Here is a 23,807-nt window from a genome sequence, read left to right as displayed (position 1 = left end):
CTCAACCGCTTCAACTATGCAGTGTTTCCCGCAGTTTGTTGTTCCATGTTTTCTTCTTACAAAGTCCAGGAGTAGCTTCAAAATGAAGATTTCCCCACAAGTAGCGATGACGCTTCGCCAGATTATGCTGATGAACTTCGGCTTCTTCGGCATCCAATACAGCTTCGGTTTGCAGCAAACCGCCATCAACCCGATTTTCAGTTTCTTACATGCCGACCCCGGCCAACTGCCTATTCTGAACATGGCAGGTCCGATTACCGGCTTGCTCATTCAGCCCCTTATCGGCGCCATGAGCGACCGCACCTGGATTCCCGGCTTGGGACGCCGCCGCCCGTATTTCTTAATCGGTGCCATCGGTTGCAGCCTCTGCCTCTTCATCTATCCGCACGTTACCGCATTGTGGGTTGCCGTATTGCTGCTGTGGCTCTTGGACATCAGCAACAACACCGCCATGGAACCCTTCCGCGCCTTCATCGCCGATACCGTCCCCGAACACCAACAATCGACCGGCTTTTTGATGCAGTCCGTGTTCACCGGCTTGGGCATTACCCTTGCCAACGTATCGCTCTACATCTTCCAACAAATCGGCTGGCTGCAACAAACCTCTGAAGCAGGTATCCCCTACTGGGTATTCGGCTCGTTCTATATCGGCGCCGTCTGCTCCATCGGCTCTGTTTTAGTAACCGTATTGTCCACGCCCGAACACGAACCTTCTCCCGAAGAAATGGCGGCAATTAAAGCCCAACCCAGCGGCCCCGTCCACGCCATCAAAGACATCGGCACAGCCATCAAGGAAATGCCCACCCCACTGTGGCAGCTCGCCTCGGTTTACCTCTTCCAATGGTACGCCCTCTTCATCTACTGGCAATATATCTCCCACAGTATCGTCAAATCCGTCTGGGGTTCGACATCTGCCGACTCGGCCGCGTATGAACAGGCAGTGGCATGGACCGGTTTGGTCAACGGTTTTTACAACGTCGTAACCTTCGTTTCCGCCTTCGGACTGATGTGGATGGCGCGTAAATATGCTGCGAAATATGTCCACGCCTTCGCCGTTATCCTGGCTTCGCTCGCCCTCCTGACCATCCCGCACATCACCAACAAATACCTGATGTTCGCCCCGATGATCGGCTTCGGTATCGGCTGGGCAAGTATGATGGGCGTACCGTTTATGATTGTCGTACACTCCATTCCGAAAGAACGCTACGGCGTGTATATGGGCATCGTCAACATGATGATTGTGATTCCGATGCTGATTGAAACCGTTACCTTCGGTTGGATCTATGACACCTTCCTCGGTGCAAACCCGTCCAACGCCATGACCTTCGCCGGCGTCTTCCTCGCCATCGCCGCCGTATTGACTCTGACCATCAAAACGTCAAACAAACCTTATGGCGTAGAATCGGCAAGCTGATTCAGGCAGTTGCGACAAGGTCGTCTGAAAACCGGAATTAAGGTTTTCAGACGACCTTGTCGCATATTCACAAGAGATTGTCGGGAAAACGATAGTTTTTTTCTACAACGAGCTACATCAAAAATATAAAATACAACCATTATCATTTATAGGTAACACCGGAGAAATTGATGTTCCGTCCCAATCTGACCGCTGCCGCCGTTGTGGCCGCTTTATCTTCCACTGTATTTGCCGCTGAAACGGTCGAGCTGGATACTGTCCATGTGAAGGGGCAGCGTTCGTACAACGCGATTGCCACCGAGAAAAATGGCGATTACAGCTCGTTTGCCGCTACCGTCGGCACAAAAATCCCTGCTTCTTTGCGCGAAATTCCGCAATCCGTCAGCATCATTACCAATCAACAGGTAAAAGACCGCAACGTCGATACCTTTGACCAGTTGGCACGCAAAACGCCGGGTCTGCGCGTGTTGAGCAATGACGACGGACGCTCGTCGGTTTATGCGCGCGGCTACGAATACAGCGAATACAACATCGACGGCCTGCCTGCGCAGATGCAGAGCATCAACGGCACGCTGCCCAACCTGTTTGCTTTCGACCGCGTCGAAGTGATGCGCGGGCCGAGCGGCTTGTTTGACAGCAGCGGCGAGATGGGCGGTATTGTGAATTTGGTGCGCAAACGCCCGACCAAAGAGTTCCAAGGTCATGCGGCGGCAGGGTTTGGTATGCACAAACAATATAAAGCCGAGGCGGATGTTTCAGGTCGTCTGAATGCCGACGGCAGCGTGCGTGGCCGTGTGATGGCGCAAACTTCGGGCGCGTCTCCCCGTCCGGCGGAGAAAAACAACCACCACGAAACCTTCTACGCGGCGGCGGATTGGGACATCAATCCCGACACGACTTTGGGCGTAGGCTATCTCTACCAGCAACGCCACCTCGCGCCGTACAACGGTTTGCCCGTCGGCAGCAGCGGCAATTTGCTGTCCCTGCCCAACCACACCTTTGTCGGCGCGGATTGGAACAAATTCAAAATGAACAGCCATGACGTGTTCGCCGATTTGAAACATTATTTCGACGACGGCGGCTACGGCAAAATCGGTATGCGCTATTCCGACCGCGATGCGGATTCCAACTATGCCTTTGCCGGCAGCAAGCTGGGCATGAAAACCCCGGCAGGCCGCCCGGGCTGCAATACGGCTGATGACAAAGCCTGCGCGGTGGGCTTGGGTACGGAAATCAAACAAAAAGCCTTCGCAGTTGACGCAAGTTACAGCCGTCCGTTTGCCTTGGGCAATACTGCCAACGAACTCGTCGTCGGCGCGGACTACAACCGCTTGCGCAGCACCAACGAACAAGGTCGTACTACTTTATATGCACGCGGTGGCCTGGCTTTAAACGAGTTCCGCAGCATACCGCAGGTTGATTTGATTGCCAACGCGCGCAAAGGCGCGCGCGGTTACAGCCATACCGTCGCTACTGAAAACCTTGACGAATTCGGCGTTTACGGCAAATCCGTCTTCCATCCGGTCGACAGACTGTCGCTCATCGGCGGCTGGCGTTTGGGACACTACAAAATCGAAGCGGGCGAAGGCGACGAGTTGCACAAAGCCAGCAAAACCAAGTTCACCGGCTACGCAGGCGCGGTTTACGACCTGAACGACAACAACAGCCTCTACCTGAGCATGTCCCAGCTCTACACGCCGCAAACCAGCCTCGGCACCGACGGCAACCTGCTTAAAGCGCGCGAAGGCAACCAGTTTGAAGTCGGCTACAAAGGCAGCTACATGGACGACCGCCTGAACACCCGCGTCTCCCTCTACCGCCTGAAAGACAAAAACGCCGCCGCACCGCTGAACCCGAACAACCGCAACACCCGTTACGCCGCATTGGGCAAACGCGTGATGGAAGGCGTTGAGACCGAAATCAGCGGTGCGATTACACCGAAATGGCAAATCCACGCAGGTTACAGCTATCTGCACAGCCAAATCAAAACCGCTGCCAACCCCCGCGATGACGGCATCTTCCTGCTGATGCCCAAACACAGCGCAAACCTGTGGACAACTTACGAAGTTACACCCAAGCTGACCCTAGGCGGCGGCGTGAACGCAATGAGCAGCATCGCCTCGGCGGCAGGCTTGCGCGCAGGCGGCTACGCCACATTCGACGCCATGGCGGCATACCGCTTCACGCCTAAGCTGAAGCTGCAAATCAACGCCGACAACATCTTCAACCGCCACTACTACGCCCGCGTCGGCAGCGCGAACACCTTCAACATTCCCGGCTCGGAGCGCAGCCTGACCGCAAACCTCCGCTACGACTTCTAACGGGAAACCCGCAGCCGATAAAGCAAAAGGCACACAAACCGCCACCAAAAAACCAGAAAGCCAACATATTACGGAGACCAAACCGGACAGGCAGGGAACACCACCTGTCCGGTTTTATCATTCATGTTTTATAGTGGATTAACAAAAATCAGGACAAGGCGACGAAGCCGCAGACAGTACAAATAGTACGGAACCGATTCACTTGGTGCTTCAGCACCTTAGAGAATCGTTCTCTTTGAGCTAAGGCGAGGCAACGCCGTACTGGTTTAAAGTTAATCCACTATACATAAAGAAAAACAGCAGGCGCAGCCCATAGGTCGTCTGAAACATCCCCAAACCCAATAAAACATACAACCAGCCCACACAAACCGAACCCGCCATGACCTTACGTACCACCCACTGGCAAGCCGCCCGCCTGCTGCAAGCCGAAGAAACCCACATCCGCTCCGAGCACACCGGCCGCAGCTACCGCATCCAAACCGCCGCTATCGGCAACCCGCCCCCGCAAGGCTATCCCGTCCTCCATATCCTCGACGGCGACGCCTTCTTTCCCGCCGCCCTCAGCATGGCACAATCCCTGCTCATCAACCCCATGACCCGAAGCCGCGCCGCCTGCCTCATCGTCAGCATCGGCTACCCCAACGGCGAAGTCCGCGACCTGACCCGACGCGCCCTCGACTACACCCCGCCCCTGCCCGAAACCGCCACCGAAGCAGACCACCGCCAATACGGACAAGCCGACCGCTTCGCCGCCTTCCTCGACCGCGAACTCGCCCCCGCCCTTGCCGCCAAATACCCCGTCAACCCCAAAGAACAAGCCCTGTTCGGACACTCATTCGGCGCATTGTTCGGACTCTATTCCCTCTTCACCGCCCCCGACCGCTTCAAACACAACCTGCTCGCCTCCCCCTCCGTCTGGTGGCACAACCGCCGCGTCCTCGACTTCCTCCCGTCCGCCCTTCCCGCCGACACCGCCGTCCGCATCAGCGTCGGCGAACACGAAGGCCGCAACAACCGCCCCGAACAAATCGGCAGGGAAATGGTCGCCCAAGCCAAACTGCTCACCGGCACCCTCCAACACCTCGGCGCAGACGCACAATTCACCCTCTACCCCAACGCCAACCACGGCAACACCCCCTTCTACGCCCTCCCCGACCACATCGAATACCTCCGCCAAGCATGGCAGAAAAAATAAACCGGCAGAAACGAAAAGCCGTATGCCCAACAAACAGGAATACGGCTTGAGTGATAGCGGTTTGGGATTTTCAGACAACCTTTTTCTTGAATCTATAAGGGTTTTATTCAATTAACTTGGGATAAGCGAATTTGGTAGCGTGGGCTATGCCCACGAACCTATTGTCTAAGAACCCGAATTCAGCAACAGTCAAATTTGCATTTATTTCGTGGGTAGAACCCACACTACGGATTGCTAGGTGTATTTACCGTCTTACATCGTGGGCAAAGCCCACGCTACACGTTGCTGTAACGGCAACTTTGTCCCTTCCCTCGTCTGGCGGGGGAAGGTTAGGATGGGGGTGGCTTTGTGGATTTAGGTCAAATTAAATTCGTATAGCCCACAGAACCACCCCCTCCCCAGCCCTCTCCCGCCAGACGAGAGAGGGGTAGGTTACAGGTAAAAAAAGAGGTCGTCTGAAAACTTTGAGATTCGGGTTTTAGAGAAACTCGTTCACGTTTGTTTTCAGACGACCTCGTTTATTCAATCAAGGTAGATTTGGGATAACCCAAGTAGCGTGGGCTTTGCTCACGAAATCTATCATTCAAGAATCAAAATTAGACAACGGCCGAATGGGCATTCATTTTGGTTTTCATCTCGTGGGCAAAGCCCACTCTACTCGTTGCCGCAACAGCAACTTATCCCTTCCCCCGTCTAGCGGGGGAAGGTTAGGATGGGGGTGGCTTTGTGGGTTTAGGTCAAATTAAATTCGTATAGCCCACAGAGCCACCCTCTCCCCAACCCTCTCCCGCCGGACGGGAGAGGGGGTAGGTCACAGGTAAAAATAAGGTCGTCTGAAAACTTTGAGATTCGGGTTTTAGAGAAACTCGTTCACGTTTGTTTTCAGACGACCTCTGTTATTCAATCAAGGTAGATTTGTGATAACCCAAGTAGCGTGGGCTTTGCCCACGAAATCTATCATTCAATAATCAAAATTAGACAACAGCCGAATGGGCATCCATTTTTGGTTTTCATCTCGTGGGCAAAGCCCACGCTACAATTGCTGCAACGGCAACTTTGTCCCTTCCCCCGTCCGACGGGGGAAGGTTAGGATGGGGGTGGTTTTGTGGGTTTAGATAATAAAATCAAATTCGTGCAAATCGTAGAGCCCCCCTCTCCCCAGCCCTCTCCCGCCGGACGGGAGAGGGGGCAGGTCGCAGGTAAAAAATAGGGTCGTCTGAAAACGTTGAGATTCGGGTTTTAGAGAAACTCGTTCATGTTCGTTTTCAGACGACCTCAGTTATTCAATCAAAACAGGTTTGGGATAACCGAAGTAGCGTGGGCTTTGCCCACGAAAGCCACCGTCTGACAACCCCAATCATCCAACAACCAAATCAAACAACAGCCGAATTGGCGTTTATTTCGTGGGTAGAACCCACGCTGCGGTCGCTGCCGTATCCGTTTTCAGACGACCTTTTATCCGCTTCTCCTATTTCCACCACCCGCTACTCAGCGGAAAAGATATCGGGTCGTAATATTTCGGCAGTTGTTGCGGGATGCCGAGGTTATTGCGGTAAACGACACGGTAGCGGTCGGCGTACCAGGCGGGGACGATGATGTATTGGTGGCGGATAGTGCGGTCTAGTGCTTGAACCGTGGTTTTCAGTTCTTCGCGGTTGGTAAAGCTGCTGAAATGTTTGAGCAATTTTTCGACTTCGGGGCGGCACACGCCGGCGAGGTTTTGGCTGCCGGGGATTTTGGCGGCTTCACAGCCGAAATAATCGTATTGTTCGTTGCCGGGGCTTTCGCTGTTGGCATAGACGGTAATGGTCATGTCGAAGTCGAAATCGTTGAGCCGCCTTTGGTATAAGGCGGGATCGGTAACGCGGATGTTCATGGTGACGCCGATTTTGGCGAGGTCGCGCTGCCATTTGGCGGTAATGCGTTCGTAGTTTTTGGATGCGGTCAGGAACTCGAAGGTAAGGGGTTTGCCTTGGCTGTCGGTCAGTTTGCCGTTTTTATAGCGGTAACCTGCTTTTTCTAAAAGGGCGCGGGCTTTGAGCAGGTTGGGGCGTATGCCTGTCTTCGGGTCGGTTTGGGGCGGTTCGGGGACGGGTTGGTTCAGGACGGCGGGATCGAGAGTGTTGCCGAGGGACTGGAGCAGTTTCAGTTCCGCGCCTTGCGGTTTGCCTGTCGCCGCCATCTCGCTGTTGGTGAAGAAGCTGTTGCTGCGGCGGTATGCGCCGTAGAAAATGCGGGCGTTGACGCTTTCAAAATCGAAGCTCTCGACCATCGCCTGCCGCACAAGGATGTTGTTGAACGGGACGCGGCGCATATTCATAACAAAGCCCTGCATGCCGGCATTGCTTTGTTGCACCCATTCGTATTTGCCCAAGCCGCGTTTGGCGAGCATTTCGCCGGGATAAGCCCGCGCCCAGTTTCGGGCGATGTTTTCATAAACGAAGTCGTATTGTCCGGCTTTGAGTCCTTCGAGGCGGACGCTGTTGTCTTTGAAATATTTGAAGCGGACGGTGTCGAAGTTATATCTGCCTTTGCGGGTCGGGAGGTTTTGCGCCCAGTAGTTTTTGTCGCGCGCGTATTCGCTCATGCGCCCGATGTCTGCTTTGACGAAGCGGTATGGACCCGAGCCGATGGGCATTTTGTTTGCGCCTTTTTCCAGCCCTTCGGGATAGCTTTTATGTGAAAATACAGGCAGTTGCCCCAAGACCATGTGTAATTCGGCATTGCGCTGTTTGAAGCGGAAAACGACTGTCCTGTCGTCGGGCGTTTCTACTTTGGCAACATCGCTCCAGTATATGCGGTAGGAGGGATTGGCGGCTTTGTCTTGGGTAAGCAGGCGGAAGGAAGCGACGACGTCTTTAGCGAGGACGGGATCGCCGTTGTGAAATTTGGCTTTCGGGTTGAGCTTGAATGTTGCCGACAGCCCGTCTTCGGCAAGTGAGAAGTCTTCCGCCAGCAGCCCGTACATGGAGAAAGGCTCGTCCCAACTGTTGTCCGTGAGCTTGTCCACGGTCAGCATGAGGACGCCGGCTTCTTTGTCGCCTTTGAGGGTAAACGGGTTGAACGTATCAAAACCGCCCTGCATCGGCAGGGAAAACACGCCGCCTTTGGGCGCGTCGGGATTGACGTATTCGTAGGCGCGAAAGTCGGCGGGATATTTCGGCTCCTGCCCCAAACCTAAACCGTATGCGGCAAAAGCGGTGGTCGTGGAGAAGGAAAGTAACAGCAGGACGAGCGTTTTCATGAGTTTCCAAACCGAACGGGACAATGAAGCCCGATTATAGCAAAAGGTCGTCTGAAAACCGTTTTCAGACGACCTTTTATCCGTTTCAAACATACTCAAGAAGACTGCTGCCGGTTTTTCGCCTGCGCGTCAAACTCCGCTAGCGTCATGTTCAAAGTCTGCAAACACGGCGTCATCACCGCATCGACGGCTTGGTTCACATGGTCCCTTCCCAAAGGCGACGGACGGTAAACAAAGAGCTTGAAGAGTTCGCTCAACTCAATCGAATCCGCCCCCGTTTTCAACACCCAGCCCTGACGGCCGTTGTAGATATAACCGTGCCGCGCCAGCTTTTCCAGAAGCTCGCCCAATTCATCGTAGCCCATGTTGATATGTCGTCTGAACTCCTGAACAGGCAAGGCTTTACCCTCTTTTTGCGCCGCATCTAAAAGCAGCAGGATTTTCAACACATCGTCAAACCGCCCGCGCGCATCGAAGCCCCTGCGGAACGCATCGCCCTGCCAATAAGACAGCGACGAAGTCAGCACCGCGCCGCCCAACACCAGCGTCCACAGCAAATTCAGCCACACCAAGAAAAACGGCACGGCGGCAAACGCCCCGTAAATCGAGCGGTAGCCGTCGAAATTGCCCATATACCAAGCAAACAGGAAACGCGCCGTCTCCAAGCAAAACGCCGTGACCAAAGCCCCGATAAACGCATGACGCGCAGGCACGAAGCGGTTGGGCACAAAACGGTACAGCCCCCACAGCAAAAGCGTGGCAAAAAACAGCGTACCTAAGGTTTGCAGTACCCCCACAACCCATTGCGGCGCAAACGAAGCCAGCGCAGAATCCTGCACCGACCCGACCATAAAAGAAATCCCCACGCCCAAAGACAGCGGCCCAAACGTCAGCAACGCCCAATACACCAAAAACTGCATCATCCAAGGCCGCTGCGTATTGACCCGCCAAATCCGGTTAAACGTATTGTCAATCGTCCGAATCAGCATCAGCGACGTCACCACCAGCATCACACTACCGATCGCCGTCAACTTTCCCGCCTGATCGCGAAACGCATTGATATAATCAAACACCATGTCCGCACCCTGCGGCACAATAGTCTGATTGACGAACGCAACAAAAGAGTCCGACCAACGGTCGAACACAGGAAAAATCGAAGCGACCGCCACCATAACCGTCAACACCGGCACCAAAGCCAGAAGCGTCGTAAACGTCATACTCGACGCCGCCTGCGGCACACGCTCCTCATCAAAACGCCGGACCACAAACCACGCAAACGCAAACACCTTACTACCCAACAAACCTTGCCACCACTTTAAAAACGGCATAATCTTTCCCGAAAAAATAACCAATTAAAAATAAAAAAACAGAAAACGCCGCAGCACACACCACGTCGTCTGAAAACACAGCTTCAACAGCCAAACACCGATTTTCAACCAACCCCATTGTAACGGAATACCCAAATGAACCCAAATCCCCTCAAAATCCTCGTCCTCTACTACTCCCAAAACGGCAGCACCCTCAACCTCGCCCGCCAAATCGCACGCGGCATCGAAAGCGTTGCAGGCTGCGAAGCCGTATTGCGCACCGTCCCCAAAGTCTCCACCGTCTGCGAAGCCGTCGAAAAAGACATCCCCGACAGCGGCGCACCCTACGCCACCGCCGAAGACCTCAAAACCTGCGCCGCCCTTGCCCTAGGCAGCCCCACCCGCTTCGGCAACATGGCAGCCGCCATGAAATACTTCATCGACGGCACCATCCCCCTGTGGCTTGGCGCAGAACTCGCCGGCAAACCCGCCACCGTCTTCACCAGCACCTCCTCTCAACACGGCGGACAAGAAACCACCCTCCTCACCATGATGCTCCCCCTCCTGCATCACGGCATGATCATCAGCGGCATCCCCTACACCGAATCCGCCCTCAGCAGCACCCAAAGCGGCGGCACCCCCTACGGCGCGTCCCACGTCGCCGGACACGACAGCAAACCCGTCCTGACCGCCGAAGAAAACGACATCGCCTTCGCACAAGGCAAACGGCTGGCAGAACTCGCCGTCAAGTTGGCATAAGGCGCGGGTAGCTTAGCAAACCAATCTGCCACAAGCTAAAAAGGTCGTCTGAAAACCTGATTCCCAAGTTTTCAGACGACCTTTTATCAACAACTGCCCGTCAAGCCGAAAAAGCCTTATATGCCATCGAAGCAATAATCAGCAAAACCGTTACCACCAAAACCTTACGGATGATTTCCCCATCTGAATTGATAGCATGGAGGCTGCCGAAATGGTTGCCCAACAAATTTGCCAAAATCATCGGGATTCCGATTAAGAACGCCATTTTCCCCGCTATCAAGAAAGCGACGAATGCCCCGATATTGGAAGCAAAATTGAAAATCTTGGAAGTAGCCGAAGCCTGCAACAACGACAATTTATTAATGACAAACAAAGCGATGATGAAAATGCTGCCCGTTCCCGGTCCGAAAAAACCATCATAAAAACCAACAATCAGACAAGTTAAAAAGACGGCGACGGCAGATTTTTTTATCTCGCCGCGATCATCGCCTTTTTTCAGCAAAACGCCTTTGAACAAAGTTGCCAGCAAGCCTATGGGTAAAAACGCAAGAATGATGTAATTGATGGTTTCCACCGGCAGAATCAGAATGACTTTCGCCCCGACAAACGCCCCGATTAAAGCCGCAACGATGCCGACCGGCACAATACGCCATACAATCGAACTGCTTTTCATAAAGTTTTTAATCGCAGCCACCGTACCGATGGTGCTCACCAATTTTTCCTGCGCCAACGCGACCTGCGGCGGCAAGCCGACCATCAAAAATGCAGGAATCAAAATCAGCCCGGCTCCTCCCGCAATAGCATCAACGTAGCCCGCAATTAAAGACGCGGCAACCAATAGGAAAAGACCAAGATAAAAATAATCAGCAATAATGCTGCCCGGAATAAATAATTGTTCCATGGATTTGTTTCCTCTTAATTAGATTTTAAATTTTTGTATGCAGCAACACGCAGGACTGTTTAAAACTTCAAATCAAAGTATCCGTACCTTAATGATCACCATAAAAATTGTCAACACTATTTATTTTCGTAAAAATAAACCATGAATTAGTTAATCGGCTCAAGCGAATTCATCTGCAAAAAGGTCGTCTGAAAACCTGATTTCCAAGTTTTCAGACGACCTTTCCATTATTTTTAAGCCCAAATCATTTCTGTCTTTTTAACCATGATTAAACCGCCCTTCGCGCAAAAATGTTGCGGTTTGCTCGGCGGTAATGTGTTTGAACAGCATACCGCTGTGGCTGACGGGCAAGATAACGTGGTCGCGCATATTCGGGCAGCGGGTTTCACTGACCAAAACCGTGCCGTCGTGTTCGCCGTGCAAACCCAAGACGCGCCCCAGCCCGAGCGGTTTGTTGCCGGCGATACTGCCCAGTTCGATATGTTCGGGCAAATCGGGCGTGCCGCCGTCGAGCGCATCGCGATACGCGCCGCCGAGTACGGGGGTTTTCAATCCGAGCCGGAATACCCTTTGCGCCGCCCGGCTGCCTTGATGCGGCGTGCCGAAGGTAACGATGCGTCCGGTAATTTTTTTAGGATGGGCGGCGGCAAAGTGGCGCAATACCAGCCCGCCCAGACTGTGTCCGGCAAAATGCAGAGGCTCGCCCGTCTCGTGTTTTTCAACAAACTCTGCCAACGCCTGCGTGTGCTGCTGCATGGTGTGCCAGACGCTGTAATAACCGAACAGGGCAACGTCAAAGCCTTGTTTCTCCAACATATCCGCTAAAGGCTTCATCACCCAAGAGTGCATATGCAGTCCGTGTAATAAGATGATTTTCGACATGAAGACCTCCTGTATTTTTGCGGTAAGCATTATGCCATAAGTAAGTCATGCCGTATTGCAGGCGCGTTTTGTCTTTTGAAAACGGGCTTAAGCTCCGGTTAAAATCTGTTGCCGTATTTTCAGACGACCTTGGTTTGATCGGATCAGGTTTATAGTGGATTAACTTTAAACCAGTACGGCGTTGCCTCGCCTTAGCTCAAAGAGAACGATTCTCTAAGGTGCTGAAGCACCAAGTGAATCGGTTCCGTACTATCTGTACTGTCTGCGGCTTCGTCGCCTTGTCCTGATTTAAAGTTAATCCACTATAAAAGTCCGTCCCAAAGAAAAAAGGTCGTCTGAAAACCTGATTTCCAAGTTTTCAGACGACCTTCTGTTCAGACAATGCTCACTCGTCGGCTTTATAACCTTTGACGGCAAAGAAGACAATGTAGAGGTAGCACACGGCTGATACGACAAAAGACGACATCAGGCTGTAAGTATCGACCGCCCAACCTTGTACGACCGGAACAATCGCACCGCCGACGATGGCAGTACAAAGTACGCCAGAAGCGGCATTGGTGAATTTACCAAGGTTTTTGGTCGCCAGCGAGAAGATGGTCGGGAACATGATGGAGTTGAAGAAGCCGATGGCAAGCAGCGCCCACATAGCGACGTCGGCATTGCCTTTACCGGTCATCATGGCGATGATGAGCAGGACAACAGCGATAGTGGCGTTGAAGGCAAGGTAGCGGTTGGGCGCGATTTTCGCCATAACTGCCGAGCCGAGGAAGCGTCCGACCATGGCACCACCCCAGTAGAACGACAGGTATTGCGCGGCAGAAGCGTGATCCAATCCTTTCAGGAAGCCCAAGACGTTAACCATCAGCGAGCCGATGGATACTTCGGCACCGACATAGCAGAAAATACCTGCCGCACCGAGAACGAGGTGTTTGTATTGCCACACGCTGTGTTTGCCGTCGTGGTTGTGTTCGCTTTCTGCTTCGGCGATTTTACGCGCGTCAGGCAGGCGGATCATTTTCACGAAGACGGCAAGGATGATCAACAGACCTGCCAGACCCAAATAAGGAATTTGAACGGAGGAAATCTGTTCGGCTTTGCTGACTGCCTGCGTCGCATCCGCTAGAATCAGGAACGCGCCGATTTGCGGGGCAATCGTCGTACCCAATGAGTTGAACGCCTGCACCAAAGTCAGCGTAGCGGATTCTTTGCCCGGTTTCGCCAACAGAGTTACATACGGGTTACCCGCAACCTGCAACAGGGTGACACCCGAAGCAAGAATGAAGAGCGCGCCCAAGAAAGTCGGGTAAGAGTGGCTGCCCGCAGCAGGATAAAACAGCAAGCATCCGACGGCGGTCAGCAAGAAGCCGCCGATTACGCCGTTTTTATAGCCGATTTTACCGACGAGATGCCCCATCGGAATCGACATGATGGCATAGGCGGTAAAGAAGCAGAACTGAATCAGCATCGCCTGAACATAAGTCAGATCGAAAATTTCTTTCAGATGCGGAATCAAGATGTCGTTCATGCAGGTGATGAAACCCATCATGAAGAAGAGCGTGGTCAGGACGACCAGCGCGGAATTATGGTTTTGTTGTGATGGCGTAGACATGATTTGCCTTTCGATTTAGATTTATTGGAATTGACCGTACAAACAGTTAATATCCGTTAATAACGGGCTGAATCATACTGGCTTTTGTCATTCTTGCAAACACTGAAAACACGCCGACTACATCGAGTTTCAGCAAGATTCTGTCCGATAAAGCATTTTATAGACAGAATCCGTCCAAATTTTACAAAAAACCCGCCCGCAAACGACTTAAAATCTTATTTCAGACGACCTTTGACCTGACGCAAACTTCTCCGCCATGCCCCTCATTTACGCCTATCTCGGACTTGCCGCCTCTGCCTTTACCTCCGCCACCATCCTACCGGGCACATCCGAAGCCGCCTTCGCCGCGTTTATCTACAACTATCCCGAACAGGCATACGGCGCGTGGTTGTGCGCCGGACTGGCAAACGGCTTGGGCAGCATGGTTTCCTATTGGATGGGGCGGCTGATTCCGTCTAAGAAAAGGTCGTCTGAAAAGACCCTGCGCCTACTCCAACGTTGGGGAACCCTGCCCCTTTTGTTTGCCTGGCTGCCCGTTATCGGCGACGCGCTGCCCATTGCCGCAGGCTGGCTCAGGCTCAACCCCTACACCTCCGCACTCATGCTCCTGACCGGAAAAATCCTGCGCTACGGCATCATCCTCGCCGGTATCAAAGGCATGATGTAGCCCGTTGCGACAAAACCTGCCGCATTCATTTTCAGACGACCTGAAACAGCGTAAAATCCCAAAGGAAATATCCCGTCCCTTCATTTTTGCAAAGCGAGAAATCATGTTCTTCAATCACATCGAAGCCGCCCCCGCAGATCCCATCTTAGGCTTGGGCGAAGCATTCAAAGCCGAAACCCGTCCCGAAAAAGTCAACCTCGGCATCGGCGTATATAAAGACGCATCCGGCGCGACACCCATCGTCAAAGCCGTCAAAGAAGCCGAAAAACGCCTGCTCGAGAGCGAAACCACCAAAAACTACCTCACCATCGACGGCGTTGCCGACTACAACGAACAAACCCAAATCCTCCTCTTTGGCGCAGACCACGAAATCGTCGCCAGCCGCCGCGCCAAAACCGCCCAAAGCCTCGGCGGCACAGGCGCATTGCGTATTGCCGCCGAGTTCGCCAAACGCCAGTTGAACGCGCAAACCGTCTGGATTTCCAACCCCACATGGCCCAACCACAACGCCATCTTCAAAGCCGTCGGCATCCAAGACAAGCCCTACCGTTACTACGACGCCGCCAAACACGGCTTGGACTGGGACGGCATGATTGAAGACCTCGGCCAAGCGCAAAAAGGCGACGTCGTCCTCTTGCACGGCTGCTGCCACAACCCCACCGGCATCGACCCCACGCCCGAACAATGGGAAACCCTCGCCAAACTTTCTGCCGAAAAAGGCTGGTTGCCCCTGTTTGACTTCGCCTACCAAGGCTTCGGCAACGGCCTCGAAGAAGACGCATACGGCTTGCGCACCTTCTTGAAATACAACAAAGAATTGCTCATCGCCAGCTCCTATTCCAAAAACTTCGGCATGTACAACGAACGCGTCGGCGCATTTACCCTAGTCGCAGAAGACGAAGCCACCGCCGCCCGCGCCCACAGCCAAGTAAAAACCATCATCCGCACCCTCTACTCCAACCCCGCCTCCCACGGCGCGAACACCATCGCCCTCGTATTGAAAGACGCGGATTTGAAAGCACAATGGATTGCCGAACTCGACGAAATGCGCGGCCGCATCAAAGCCATGCGCCAAAAATTCGTCGAACTGCTCAAAGCCAAAGGCGCAAATCAAGACTTCGACTTCATCATCGAACAAAACGGCATGTTCTCCTTCAGCGGTCTCACGCCCGAACAAGTCGACCGCCTGAAAAACGAGTTCGCCATCTACGCCGTGCGCTCCGGCCGCATCAACGTAGCCGGTATTACCGATGACAACATTGACTATCTGTGCGAAAGCATCGTGAAAGTGTTGTAATCCGCATCAGGCAATACCAAAAGGTCGTCTGAAAACCTAGGCTTCAGGTTTTCAGACGACCTTTCCCACCATTTAACGCAACACTCTTTCGGCTTATCCCCGAATTTCAACACCACCCCGCTGCCTCCGCATCGCCCACAGAAGCCTTTCAACATCAATACACGCCCAAAAGCATCACATTATGAGACCCACACTAGACGTCATCATCCCCTGCTACAACTCCGCCGCCACCCTTCAAGCGGCTGTCGAGAGCGCCGTCTCCCAACCCGCCGTCGAAAACGTCTGGCTGGTTGACGATGCCTCCTTCGACGACACACGCCTCATCATGAGCGACCTCGCCGCCATCCATCCCAAAGTCCGCTGCGAATACATGCTCGAAAACGGAGGCGCAGCCAAAGCCCGCAACTGGGGCGCCATGCAAAGCCAAGCCGATTTCATCGCCTTCCTCGACGCCGACGACGTATATGAAAACAACGTCCTCAACGCCGCCTACCTCGGTTTGGAAGCCTATTCCTACCTCAGCCTGGTCCGCCTCAAACTACGCCCGATCGGCTTTCCCGAACACTACCTCAACCACCCGCAATTCCCCACCGCATGGGAAAGGCTGCAAATGACCGGCGGCGGCAACACCGTATTCCGACGCAGCATCTTTCTCGCCTGCGGCGGCTTTCCGCAAGACGAACTCTTCCGAATCTTCGGCGGCGAAGATGCCGCACTCGGCATTGCACTGACCCGCAACAGCGTCGTCGGTTACCTCTTTGAAGAACGCGATCCCGCCGTCAGACACAACTACCGCCCCGGCATTCACGCCGAGCGTCTGCTCGATGCTGAACTTTTCGGCAAAACCGTTCCCGGCCTGACCATAGACCACCAAAACGAAGCCGAAGCCGTCACCCGCCGCATCGGCCGCCGCCTCCAAGAAGTCAAAGCACACTCGACCTTCGAAGAAGCCGGCACCATGCCGCTCTACCCCAAGTACGAATAAGCGGGCATAAGCGCAAAGCCCTGCCCGACCGCTTGCATCACATCGCTTGCAGCAAAAAAGGTCGTCTGAAATTTTGTTTTCAGACGACCTTTTCTATATTTATAGTGGATTAACTTTAAACCAGTACGGCGTTGCCCCGCCTTGCTGTACTATCTGTACTGTCTGCGGCTTCGTCGCCTTGTCCTGATTTAAAGTTAATCCACTATATCAATCAAATTCTGAATCGGCTAATCAACCGAACCAGTTTCGTGATCATAGGACGACTAACAAACAAACCCGTATCAAAAATCTAACGGGCAAGGCTGTAACAATCTCAAAACATACCGGCAAATAAAAAAGCCCGGACATTTGTCCAGGCTTTTTAAATTTGGTGGGTCGTGAGCGATTCGAACGCTCGACCAACGGATTAAAAGTCCGCTGCTCTACCGACTGAGCTAACGACCCGATAAGCTGCGCATTATAGAAGGCGAGACTTTTCGTGTCAAGCAATTTTCTCAAAACAACAAGATTAAATCTTTAAATATTTGATTTTCCAATTATTCGCTTTAGCATAATCTTCAGCACCACAAGGTCGTCTGAAACCGTTTGAAGAGCTTTCAGACGACCTCTGCCCGTTATTCCACTACGATTTTGGGGAAACGGCTGCTGAAATCTTTGCCTTTGTCTGCAATGGTCAGAGCGATTTGGAAGGCTGCATCGGTGTAGATTTTGGCAATGGCAGGATGGTCGTCAAACAACCGTTTCGCCGCGCCACCGTCCATTGCTTCGCGCACGGGCAGGCTTAATGGGAGCTGTCCAAGCAGCGGGACATTCAGGCGACCTGCTAAGTTTTTACCGCCTTCAGAACCAAAAATAGCTTCGGCGTGACCGCAGTTGGAGCAGATATGTACCGACATGTTTTCCAGTACACCGAAAATCGGGATATTGACTTTGTGGAACATATCGACTGCTTTGCGTGCGTCAATCAGGGCGATGTCTTGCGGTGTGGTAACGACGACCGAGCCGGTTACAGGGATTTTTTGCGACAGGGTAAGTTGGATGTCGCCTGTGCCCGGCGGCAGGTCGATGAAAAGGTAGTCCACTTCGTCCCACTCGCTTTGGAACATCAACTGCTGCAAGGCTTGGCTTACCATCGGACCGCGCCAAACGACGGCTTGGTCGGTATCGACCAAAAAGCCGATGGACATCACTTGGATGCCGCTGTCGGCTTCGACGGGAACCAGTTTTTGGTTTTGTTGGTCGGGTTTGCGGTCTTGCACGCCCAACATGGTCGGCTGGCTGGGGCCGTAGAGGTCGGCATCCAGCACGCCCACGCGCGCGCCCATGCGTGCCATAGCGGTGGCGAGATTGGCGGTGGTGGTGGATTTGCCGACACCGCCTTTACCGGATGCAACGGCAATGATATTTTTGACGCCTTTGATGGTGGCAACGCCGGGCTGTACTTTGTGTGTTGTGATTTCAGTGTCAATGCTGAGGTGGATATGCGCATCGCGCGTGATGCCGATGACGGCTTCTTGCAGGCTGTTGGCGATTTCGGCGGCGATATGCCCGACGGGGAATCCGAATTTCAGTCCGATATGGAGGCCGTCGGAACGTTCTGCCAACAGTTTGACGGCTTTTTCGCTGCCGAGCGTGCGTTCGGTGCCGGGGATTTTTACTGCTTCGATTGCGGCGGAAATGGCGGGGATATTCATGTTGTTCTCTCTGATGCGGTGGCGTTTGAAACAGAACGAATGATACCGTATTGCCTTGTTCGGACGCAAAATATAGTGGATTAACTTTAAACCAGTACGGCGTTGCCTCGCCTTGCCGTACTATCTGTACTGTCTGCGGCTTCGTCGCCTTGTCCTGATTTAAAGTTAATCCACTATATTGCGGGCTTGGCGTTTCAGACGACCTTTCGCATGAAACGCCAAGCCCGCGGGGAAATGCGTATAATGACCGCCTGACAACATTTGTAAGCATCAAAATTAAGATTATGGACATTTCCGATTTCGATTTCACCCTGCCCGACCGATTAATTGCCCAGCACCCACCCGAAGTGCGCGGCAGCAGCCGCCTTTTGGTCGCGCTGCCCGATATGCCGCTGCAAGACCGCGTATTCGGCGATTTGCCTGATTATATTGAGGCGGGCGACGTTTTGGTGTTCAACAACACCAAAGTCATGAAAGCGCGGCTGTTCGGGCAAAAAGAGAGCGGCGGAAAAATCGAGGCCTTAATAGAGCGCGTTTTGGACAACCACACCGCGCTGGCGCACATCCGCTCGTCCAAATCGCCCAAACCCGGCACGAAGCTGATTTTCGAAGGCGATATTTGTGCCGTCATGGTGGAGCGTGCGGACGAACTGTTCTGCCTGCGCTTTGAAGGCGAACAAACCGTTTACGAGCTGCTGGAGCAAAACGGTCATTTGCCGCTGCCGCCCTATATCGAACGCGCTGCCGGCGCAGATGACGATACGCGCTATCAAACCGTCTATGCCAAACATCAGGGCGCGGTCGCGGCGCCGACGGCAGGTTTGCACTTTACAGACGAGCTTTTAGGTCGTCTGAAAGCCAAAGGCGTGGAAACGGCGGAAGTCACCCTGCACGTCGGTGCGGGAACGTTCCAGCCCGTGCGCGTGGACAAAATCGAAGAACACAAAATGCACAGCGAATGGTTTGACGTACCGCCCGAAACCGTCGCCGCCATCGAAGCCGCCCATGCGCGCGGAAACAAAGTTTGGGCAGTCGGCACCACTTCCATGCGCGCCCTCGAATCCGCCGCGCGCGAGACAAGTCGTCTGAAAGCGGGACAGGGCGACACGGATATTTTCATCACGCCGGGCTACCGCTTCCGCGTCATCGACCGCCTGATTACCAATTTCCACCTGCCCAAATCCACGCTTCTGATGCTCGTCAGCGCGTTTTCAGGCATGGAACACATCCGCGCGGTGTACCGCCATGCGGTCGAACATGAATACCGTTTTTTCAGCTACGGGGACGCGATGGTTTTGGGGCGGAGAGAAACGGACATCGAGGATTAAAAGATACTGCTCCTCCTGCCGCCCTTCCCGCCCTGGAAATTTGCTTTTGAATCCGGCAACGGTTTTTAAACGCTTATTTCGTAAAATTTCCTATGGATTCCCGCCCGCGCGGGAATAACGGCAGGAACCTTATTATTTCGGTTCGCCATCAGTCTCCCGGTTCAATATGAAACCGGCTTTAATTCATGAAGTCGAACTTCAATTATTTGCATCTTCCTTTTCTTGATTGGCTTTCCTGAAAATTCGTCTAACAAAAACATAGGGAAGAAATATTGAAAGAAAATTCAAAGTCCCCTGAATAAAATTCAAATTCCAACTGTATTTATTGATATAGCCGAGAAGGAATATATCAGATAAGAAATATAGAAATTGATAACAAGCTATGACCAATATTACAAAAAATATAAACTGCTTCCAGTTGTTCATAGAATACCTCACACCATTTCCAAAATGGTCCAACGCTGCCAACGATAAATCCATTCCTTTGCTGCTTCATGTTTTTCCTGATTGAAGCCTGCCGGTAGGTTTTTCAATAACAAAGATTCATTCTTGCCGATGCGTTCTAAAGTTTTCCCGACTCATCCATACTTATTCCCCATCAAACACGCTTTATAGTGGATTAAATTTAAACCAGTACGGCGTTGCCTCGCCTTGCCGTACTATTTGTACTGTCTGCGGCTTCGTCTCCTTGTCCTGATTTAAATTTAATCCACTATACATTCAGCCGCAGCTTGATGTCGTCTGAAAACGGGGTTACGTTGGAGTTGATGATGAAAGGTCGTCTGAAAACTTTTCAGACGACCTTTTCGCATCCGCACCTCAAACGTGATGGACAACCAGTTTCTTGCCCTGATAGTCCAATACGTCCACATCCATATCAAACAAATCTTTAATATTTTCAGCGGTAAAAATGTCGTTCGGCGTGCCGGTCATAGCGACTTGTCCGTTTTTCATGGCGATGACGTGGTCGGCGTAGGCGGCGGCTTGGTTGATGTCGTGCAGGACGACGACGGTAGTGCGTTTGTGTTCGCGGGTCAGCCGTTGGAGCAGCTGCATGAGCGCGCGGGCGTGGTACATATCGAGGTTGTTCAGCGGTTCGTCCAAGAGGACGTAATCGGTGCTTTGGCAGAAGACCATGGCAATCATGGCGCGTTGGCGTTGTCCGCCGGAGAGTTCGGTCAGGTAGCGGTTGGCGAAGCTGTCCAGTTTGAACTCGGAAAGTGCGTTTTCGACGATGGCGAGGTCTTCGGGGGTCGGTCTGCCTTGGTGGTAGGGATAACGCCCGAACATGAGCAGGTCGCGAACTGTGATTCGGCTCATGACGCTGTTTTCTTGGGTCAGGATGGAGAGCGTTTTTGCCAGCTCGGCGGTAGGCGTGGTGGAAACATCTTTGCCGGCGTAGCTGATGCTGCCTTGCTCCAGCGGGCGGAGGCGCGCCATGAAGGAGAGGAGCGTGGATTTGCCTGCGCCGTTGGGACCGATGAGCGCGGTAATGCCGCCTTCGGGGATGTCGAGGCTGACGTTGTTAAGAATGGGGTTGCCGCCGATGTGGAAGCTGACGTTGCGGATGGTAATCATGATGAGTTTGATGTGTGGATTTGTTTTTTCAGACGACCTCCAAACATGGGAGGTCGTCTGAAACTGTATGCTTTAGATTTCGCGAACGATGACGAATTGGGGATCGTCTGCCAAATCAATCAAAAAGGCTTTGACACGCGCCTGCCAGAGTTCGCCGAAGCGTTTGAGTTCTTCTGTGGTGGCGGTGCCGCTGACGGCTTTGGGCATGATGTCGCGCATTTCGGGGGCGAAGAGCTGCATGGCGGCATTGAGGCTGACGGCGACGGTTTTGCCGTTGTCTTTGCGGCGCAGTGTCAGCGTGCCTTCAATGTCGGCATCGAAACTCAATAGATTTCGACGGGCAAAGCGTCCTTGTGGACCGATACCGCCGAAGCCGGTTTCGGGAGCGGCGCCGGTTAAGAGTTGGACAACGGATGCGGTGACTCCGACCGTGCCTTCGTCGCGCGCACCCTGCATGGCGGCTTCGATTCCACCGCGCTGCGGCAGGTCGTTGCCGTAAAGTGCTTTCAGGCCTTTAAGCGTCATGAGGTACGCGCCTGCGACGGTGGGACAGGAGTGTCCGCACAGGCGGACGGCATCGGCGTAGCGATACTGCATGATGCCCTCCTCTGCCGCGCCGAGAAATTCGGCGAGCGCGTCTTGGACGGTCAGCGTCGGGGCTTGCTCGAAAAATTCGGGGAAGTGTTCTTGAGTCATACGGTATCCTTTTACTTTAAAGAGGTCGTCTGAATCTGTTTTCAGACGACCTTTGTGCTTATTTCAACAGGGTGCGTTTATCGTTGATAAACATTTCGGCAATTTTACTTGAACCGAACGGGTTGAGGTGGTTGGTATCGAAGTACACCGGCAGCCCGTCTATGAGTTTGTCCGCGGGGATGTACTGCATAAAGTCCACCCATTGTACGCTTCTGTGCTGCTTCACGATTTTTTCTACTTCGTCTTCCGACTTGGCGGAATCGCGGATTTCTGCCTTTTTACCCTCTGAAACATAATGGATGTCGATGCCGAGATTTTGTCTCAGGTAATAACGCCGCAACGGCAGCTGTCCGTCCATAGGCGTATCGGCCAAAACGTACACTTTCTTGCCCGCCTTCACCAAATCCTCCAGCATTGTGTTGAACCTTTCCAAAAATTCCGGTTTGGCGGTATGGAGGAACCAACGTTGCGAAATGATGATGACAGGATAGTCTTTGGTTTTTTGTTCGATAAAACTGTTATACGGATTGCAGCGGTCGGCGCGGCGGTCGCTGTCGGGCAGGGTAAATCCGAACGCGGTGGCGCAGCTGTTGGACGTAATGACGTCCGCTGACCAGCCTTCTTTTTTGCCGACAATGTCGAGAAACGGGCTTAAATGGGCGGCATGTGAGTCGCCGATGACCAAAACTTCAGGCTTTTTGTTTGCCGTACCGACGGCACAGTCGGTTTTGGTCAGCGTGTCCGCGCAGATTTTGCTTTCATCAGCCTGGTACAAGGTGGTTTCAAACGCGGCGGGTTTGGCGGTCATCAGGTAGGCTGTCGCGGGAATCAGCAGCGCGAAATAAGCCGCCATAGTCCATTTGAATTTCGCCGTCGTAAAATTCTTTACCTTCCGCGCCGGTGTCTCCACAAAATAATAAGACAACACCGATAACAGCAGCATGATGATGACAGCCAGTGCCGATGCGGCGAGCGGAAGCTGCGCGTCCATATAGATGTAACGCATCATCGCCAACACCACCCAGTGCCACAAATACAGCGAATACGAAATCAACCCGATAAACACCACAGGCTTGAGGCTCAACAATTTGGACGTATTGAAACCTTCCTGCATCTGCAATGATTTGCCCGAGTAAATCAAACCGCCGACCGCCGTACAGCAAAGCAGCCGTTCGATGTTTCCCGCACCAGGCAGGACGCCGTAGGGCAGCACCAGCGTCACGGCGATGACCGCCATCATCAGCCATCCGAATAGCGGCGTACTGGCTTTGTCGTTTTGTTCGGCGGGCGGGATAAATGCAAAAAGCGAACCGACCAACAGTTCATAAGCGCGTACGTGCGGCAGGAAATACGCTTCCATTCCCAGCGTCGGCAACAGCGCGGAAAACAGGCTGATGACAATCAGCAAAAGGATAAACGTCCGCACATTGCGCCGTTTGCTGATACGGAAAAACAAAATCAGCAACGCGGGGAAGATAAAGTAAAACTGTTCTTCCAACGACAGCGACCAAATGTGCTGCAACGGCTTTTCTGTCGCATCCGCATCAAAATAACCGCCGCGGCGCGCAAAAAACAGATTGGCGGCAAACAGCAAGGCGAAGACGGCGGATTTAACGTATTGGCGCAAATCGAAAGACAAGAAGAAGACAGCGGCAACGACCGTCGTACAAAGCAATACGCAGGCAAAGACGGGCAAGATACGTTTGGCGCGGCGTTTGTAAAACTCGAGAAACGAAAAGCTGCCGTCGCGAATCTCGCGGCTGATAATGGTCGTAATCAAATAGCCCGACAACACGAAAAACATATCCACGCCCAAGAAACCGCCCGGCAGCCATTGGGGATCGATATGAAATACGATGACGGATAAAACGGCCAATGCCCGTATCCCGTCCAAATCAGGACGGTATTTCAACACTTTACTCATAACTCA

Annotated in this window: 19 protein-coding genes and 1 tRNA gene; 8 read left to right on the top strand and 12 right to left on the bottom strand. The window is 53.1% G+C overall.

What is annotated here, in order from left to right; all coding sequences use genetic code 11:
* Positions 1-82 precede the first annotated feature (82 nt).
* Together DBY90_RS05710 and DBY90_RS05705 are read left to right on the top strand one after the other, a co-directional pair.
* The gene (locus DBY90_RS05710) at positions 83-1,414 is read left to right on the top strand and encodes an MFS transporter (protein WP_049229036.1); all 1,332 of its coding nucleotides are present in this window, start codon (positions 83-85) and stop codon (positions 1,412-1,414) included.
* A 170-nt stretch (positions 1,415-1,584) separates the two neighbouring features.
* Positions 1,585-3,735 (top strand): TonB-dependent siderophore receptor, encoded by a 2,151-nt coding sequence (locus DBY90_RS05705; RefSeq protein WP_049229037.1) that lies wholly within the window; start codon positions 1,585-1,587, stop codon positions 3,733-3,735.
* Positions 3,736-3,975: 240 nt separating this feature from the next.
* On the opposite strand, the gene DBY90_RS13135 is transcribed toward DBY90_RS05705, so the two are convergent.
* Complete coding sequence (locus DBY90_RS13135; RefSeq protein WP_192831526.1) at positions 3,976-4,116, bottom strand: hypothetical protein; 141 nt, start codon at positions 4,114-4,116, stop codon at positions 3,976-3,978.
* Here DBY90_RS13135 and DBY90_RS05700 point away from each other — a divergent pair.
* On the top strand, positions 4,115-4,930 hold the full coding sequence (locus DBY90_RS05700) for an alpha/beta hydrolase (protein ID WP_070493814.1): 816 nt from the start codon (positions 4,115-4,117) through the stop codon (positions 4,928-4,930). The two genes, DBY90_RS13135 and DBY90_RS05700, sit on opposite strands and share 2 nt — an antisense overlap.
* Before the next feature lie 1,468 nt (positions 4,931-6,398).
* Here DBY90_RS05700 and DBY90_RS05680 read toward each other — a convergent pair.
* Both DBY90_RS05680 and DBY90_RS05675 read right to left on the bottom strand, forming a co-directional pair.
* A complete protein-coding gene (locus DBY90_RS05680; RefSeq protein ID WP_070493789.1) occupies positions 6,399-8,174 on the bottom strand; it encodes an extracellular solute-binding protein in 1,776 nt (591 codons plus the stop codon).
* A gap of 95 nt (positions 8,175-8,269) precedes the next feature.
* Complete coding sequence (locus DBY90_RS05675; RefSeq protein WP_107986719.1) at positions 8,270-9,502, bottom strand: YihY family inner membrane protein; 1,233 nt, start codon at positions 9,500-9,502, stop codon at positions 8,270-8,272.
* Positions 9,503-9,637: 135 nt separating this feature from the next.
* Between DBY90_RS05675 and wrbA the strand changes: the two genes are divergently transcribed.
* A complete protein-coding gene (gene wrbA / locus DBY90_RS05670; RefSeq protein ID WP_070493782.1) occupies positions 9,638-10,240 on the top strand; it encodes an NAD(P)H:quinone oxidoreductase in 603 nt (200 codons plus the stop codon).
* A gap of 100 nt (positions 10,241-10,340) precedes the next feature.
* On the opposite strand, the gene DBY90_RS05665 is transcribed toward wrbA, so the two are convergent.
* The 3 genes from DBY90_RS05665 to DBY90_RS05650 all read right to left on the bottom strand — a co-directional run bounded on the left by DBY90_RS05665 (position 10,341) and on the right by DBY90_RS05650 (position 13,632).
* A complete protein-coding gene (locus DBY90_RS05665; protein WP_070492485.1) occupies positions 10,341-11,141 on the bottom strand; it encodes a sulfite exporter TauE/SafE family protein in 801 nt (266 codons plus the stop codon).
* Between the two features lie 258 nt (positions 11,142-11,399).
* Positions 11,400-12,023, bottom strand: a complete 624-nt coding sequence (locus tag DBY90_RS05660; RefSeq protein WP_049228714.1) for a serine aminopeptidase domain-containing protein — start codon at positions 12,021-12,023, stop codon at positions 11,400-11,402.
* Positions 12,024-12,408: 385 nt separating this feature from the next.
* Positions 12,409-13,632, bottom strand: a complete 1,224-nt coding sequence (locus DBY90_RS05650) for a sugar MFS transporter (RefSeq protein ID WP_049228713.1) — start codon at positions 13,630-13,632, stop codon at positions 12,409-12,411.
* A 256-nt stretch (positions 13,633-13,888) separates the two neighbouring features.
* Between DBY90_RS05650 and DBY90_RS05645 the strand changes: the two genes are divergently transcribed.
* The 3 genes from DBY90_RS05645 to DBY90_RS05635 all read left to right on the top strand — a co-directional run bounded on the left by DBY90_RS05645 (position 13,889) and on the right by DBY90_RS05635 (position 16,581).
* Positions 13,889-14,299 (top strand): YqaA family protein, encoded by a 411-nt coding sequence (locus DBY90_RS05645; protein ID WP_016687456.1) that lies wholly within the window; start codon positions 13,889-13,891, stop codon positions 14,297-14,299.
* 103 nt (positions 14,300-14,402) lie between these two features.
* Positions 14,403-15,596 carry an amino acid aminotransferase gene (locus tag DBY90_RS05640; protein WP_049228719.1) on the top strand — a complete coding sequence of 398 codons (1,194 nt, stop codon included), beginning with the start codon at positions 14,403-14,405 and terminating at the stop codon, positions 15,594-15,596.
* 181 nt (positions 15,597-15,777) lie between these two features.
* Positions 15,778-16,581, top strand: a complete 804-nt coding sequence (locus tag DBY90_RS05635; RefSeq protein WP_070493501.1) for a glycosyltransferase family 2 protein — start codon at positions 15,778-15,780, stop codon at positions 16,579-16,581.
* A gap of 368 nt (positions 16,582-16,949) precedes the next feature.
* Here the strand turns inward: DBY90_RS05635 and DBY90_RS05625 are convergent.
* Both DBY90_RS05625 and apbC read right to left on the bottom strand, forming a co-directional pair.
* A tRNA-Lys gene (locus DBY90_RS05625) sits at positions 16,950-17,025 on the bottom strand.
* A 170-nt stretch (positions 17,026-17,195) separates the two neighbouring features.
* On the bottom strand, positions 17,196-18,275 hold the full coding sequence (apbC, locus tag DBY90_RS05620; protein WP_070491312.1) for an iron-sulfur cluster carrier protein ApbC: 1,080 nt from the start codon (positions 18,273-18,275) through the stop codon (positions 17,196-17,198).
* A 284-nt stretch (positions 18,276-18,559) separates the two neighbouring features.
* On the opposite strand from apbC, the gene queA reads away from it, so the two are divergent.
* The gene (gene queA / locus DBY90_RS05610) at positions 18,560-19,603 is read left to right on the top strand and encodes a tRNA preQ1(34) S-adenosylmethionine ribosyltransferase-isomerase QueA (protein WP_070491314.1); all 1,044 of its coding nucleotides are present in this window, start codon (positions 18,560-18,562) and stop codon (positions 19,601-19,603) included.
* 198 nt (positions 19,604-19,801) lie between these two features.
* On the opposite strand, the gene DBY90_RS13555 is transcribed toward queA, so the two are convergent.
* The 4 genes from DBY90_RS13555 to DBY90_RS05590 form a co-directional block, all read right to left on the bottom strand.
* A complete protein-coding gene (locus DBY90_RS13555) occupies positions 19,802-20,029 on the bottom strand; it encodes a hypothetical protein (RefSeq protein WP_070491333.1) in 228 nt (75 codons plus the stop codon).
* Between the two features lie 393 nt (positions 20,030-20,422).
* On the bottom strand, positions 20,423-21,181 hold the full coding sequence (locus tag DBY90_RS05600) for an iron ABC transporter ATP-binding protein (protein ID WP_070491317.1): 759 nt from the start codon (positions 21,179-21,181) through the stop codon (positions 20,423-20,425).
* Between the two features lie 72 nt (positions 21,182-21,253).
* Positions 21,254-21,877 (bottom strand): FmdE family protein, encoded by a 624-nt coding sequence (locus tag DBY90_RS05595; RefSeq protein WP_070491319.1) that lies wholly within the window; start codon positions 21,875-21,877, stop codon positions 21,254-21,256.
* 58 nt (positions 21,878-21,935) lie between these two features.
* Entirely contained in the window at positions 21,936-23,801 is a 1,866-nt protein-coding gene (locus tag DBY90_RS05590; protein ID WP_107986714.1) for an acyltransferase family protein, read from the bottom strand.
* Between the last annotated feature and the right edge of the window lie 6 nt (positions 23,802-23,807).

The organism is Neisseria mucosa, assembly GCF_003044445.1.
Classification (GTDB): Bacteria; Pseudomonadota; Gammaproteobacteria; order Burkholderiales; family Neisseriaceae; genus Neisseria; species Neisseria mucosa_A.
The sequence above is the reverse complement of the archived record's forward strand: the minus strand, read 5'-3'. Positions and strand labels throughout refer to the sequence as shown.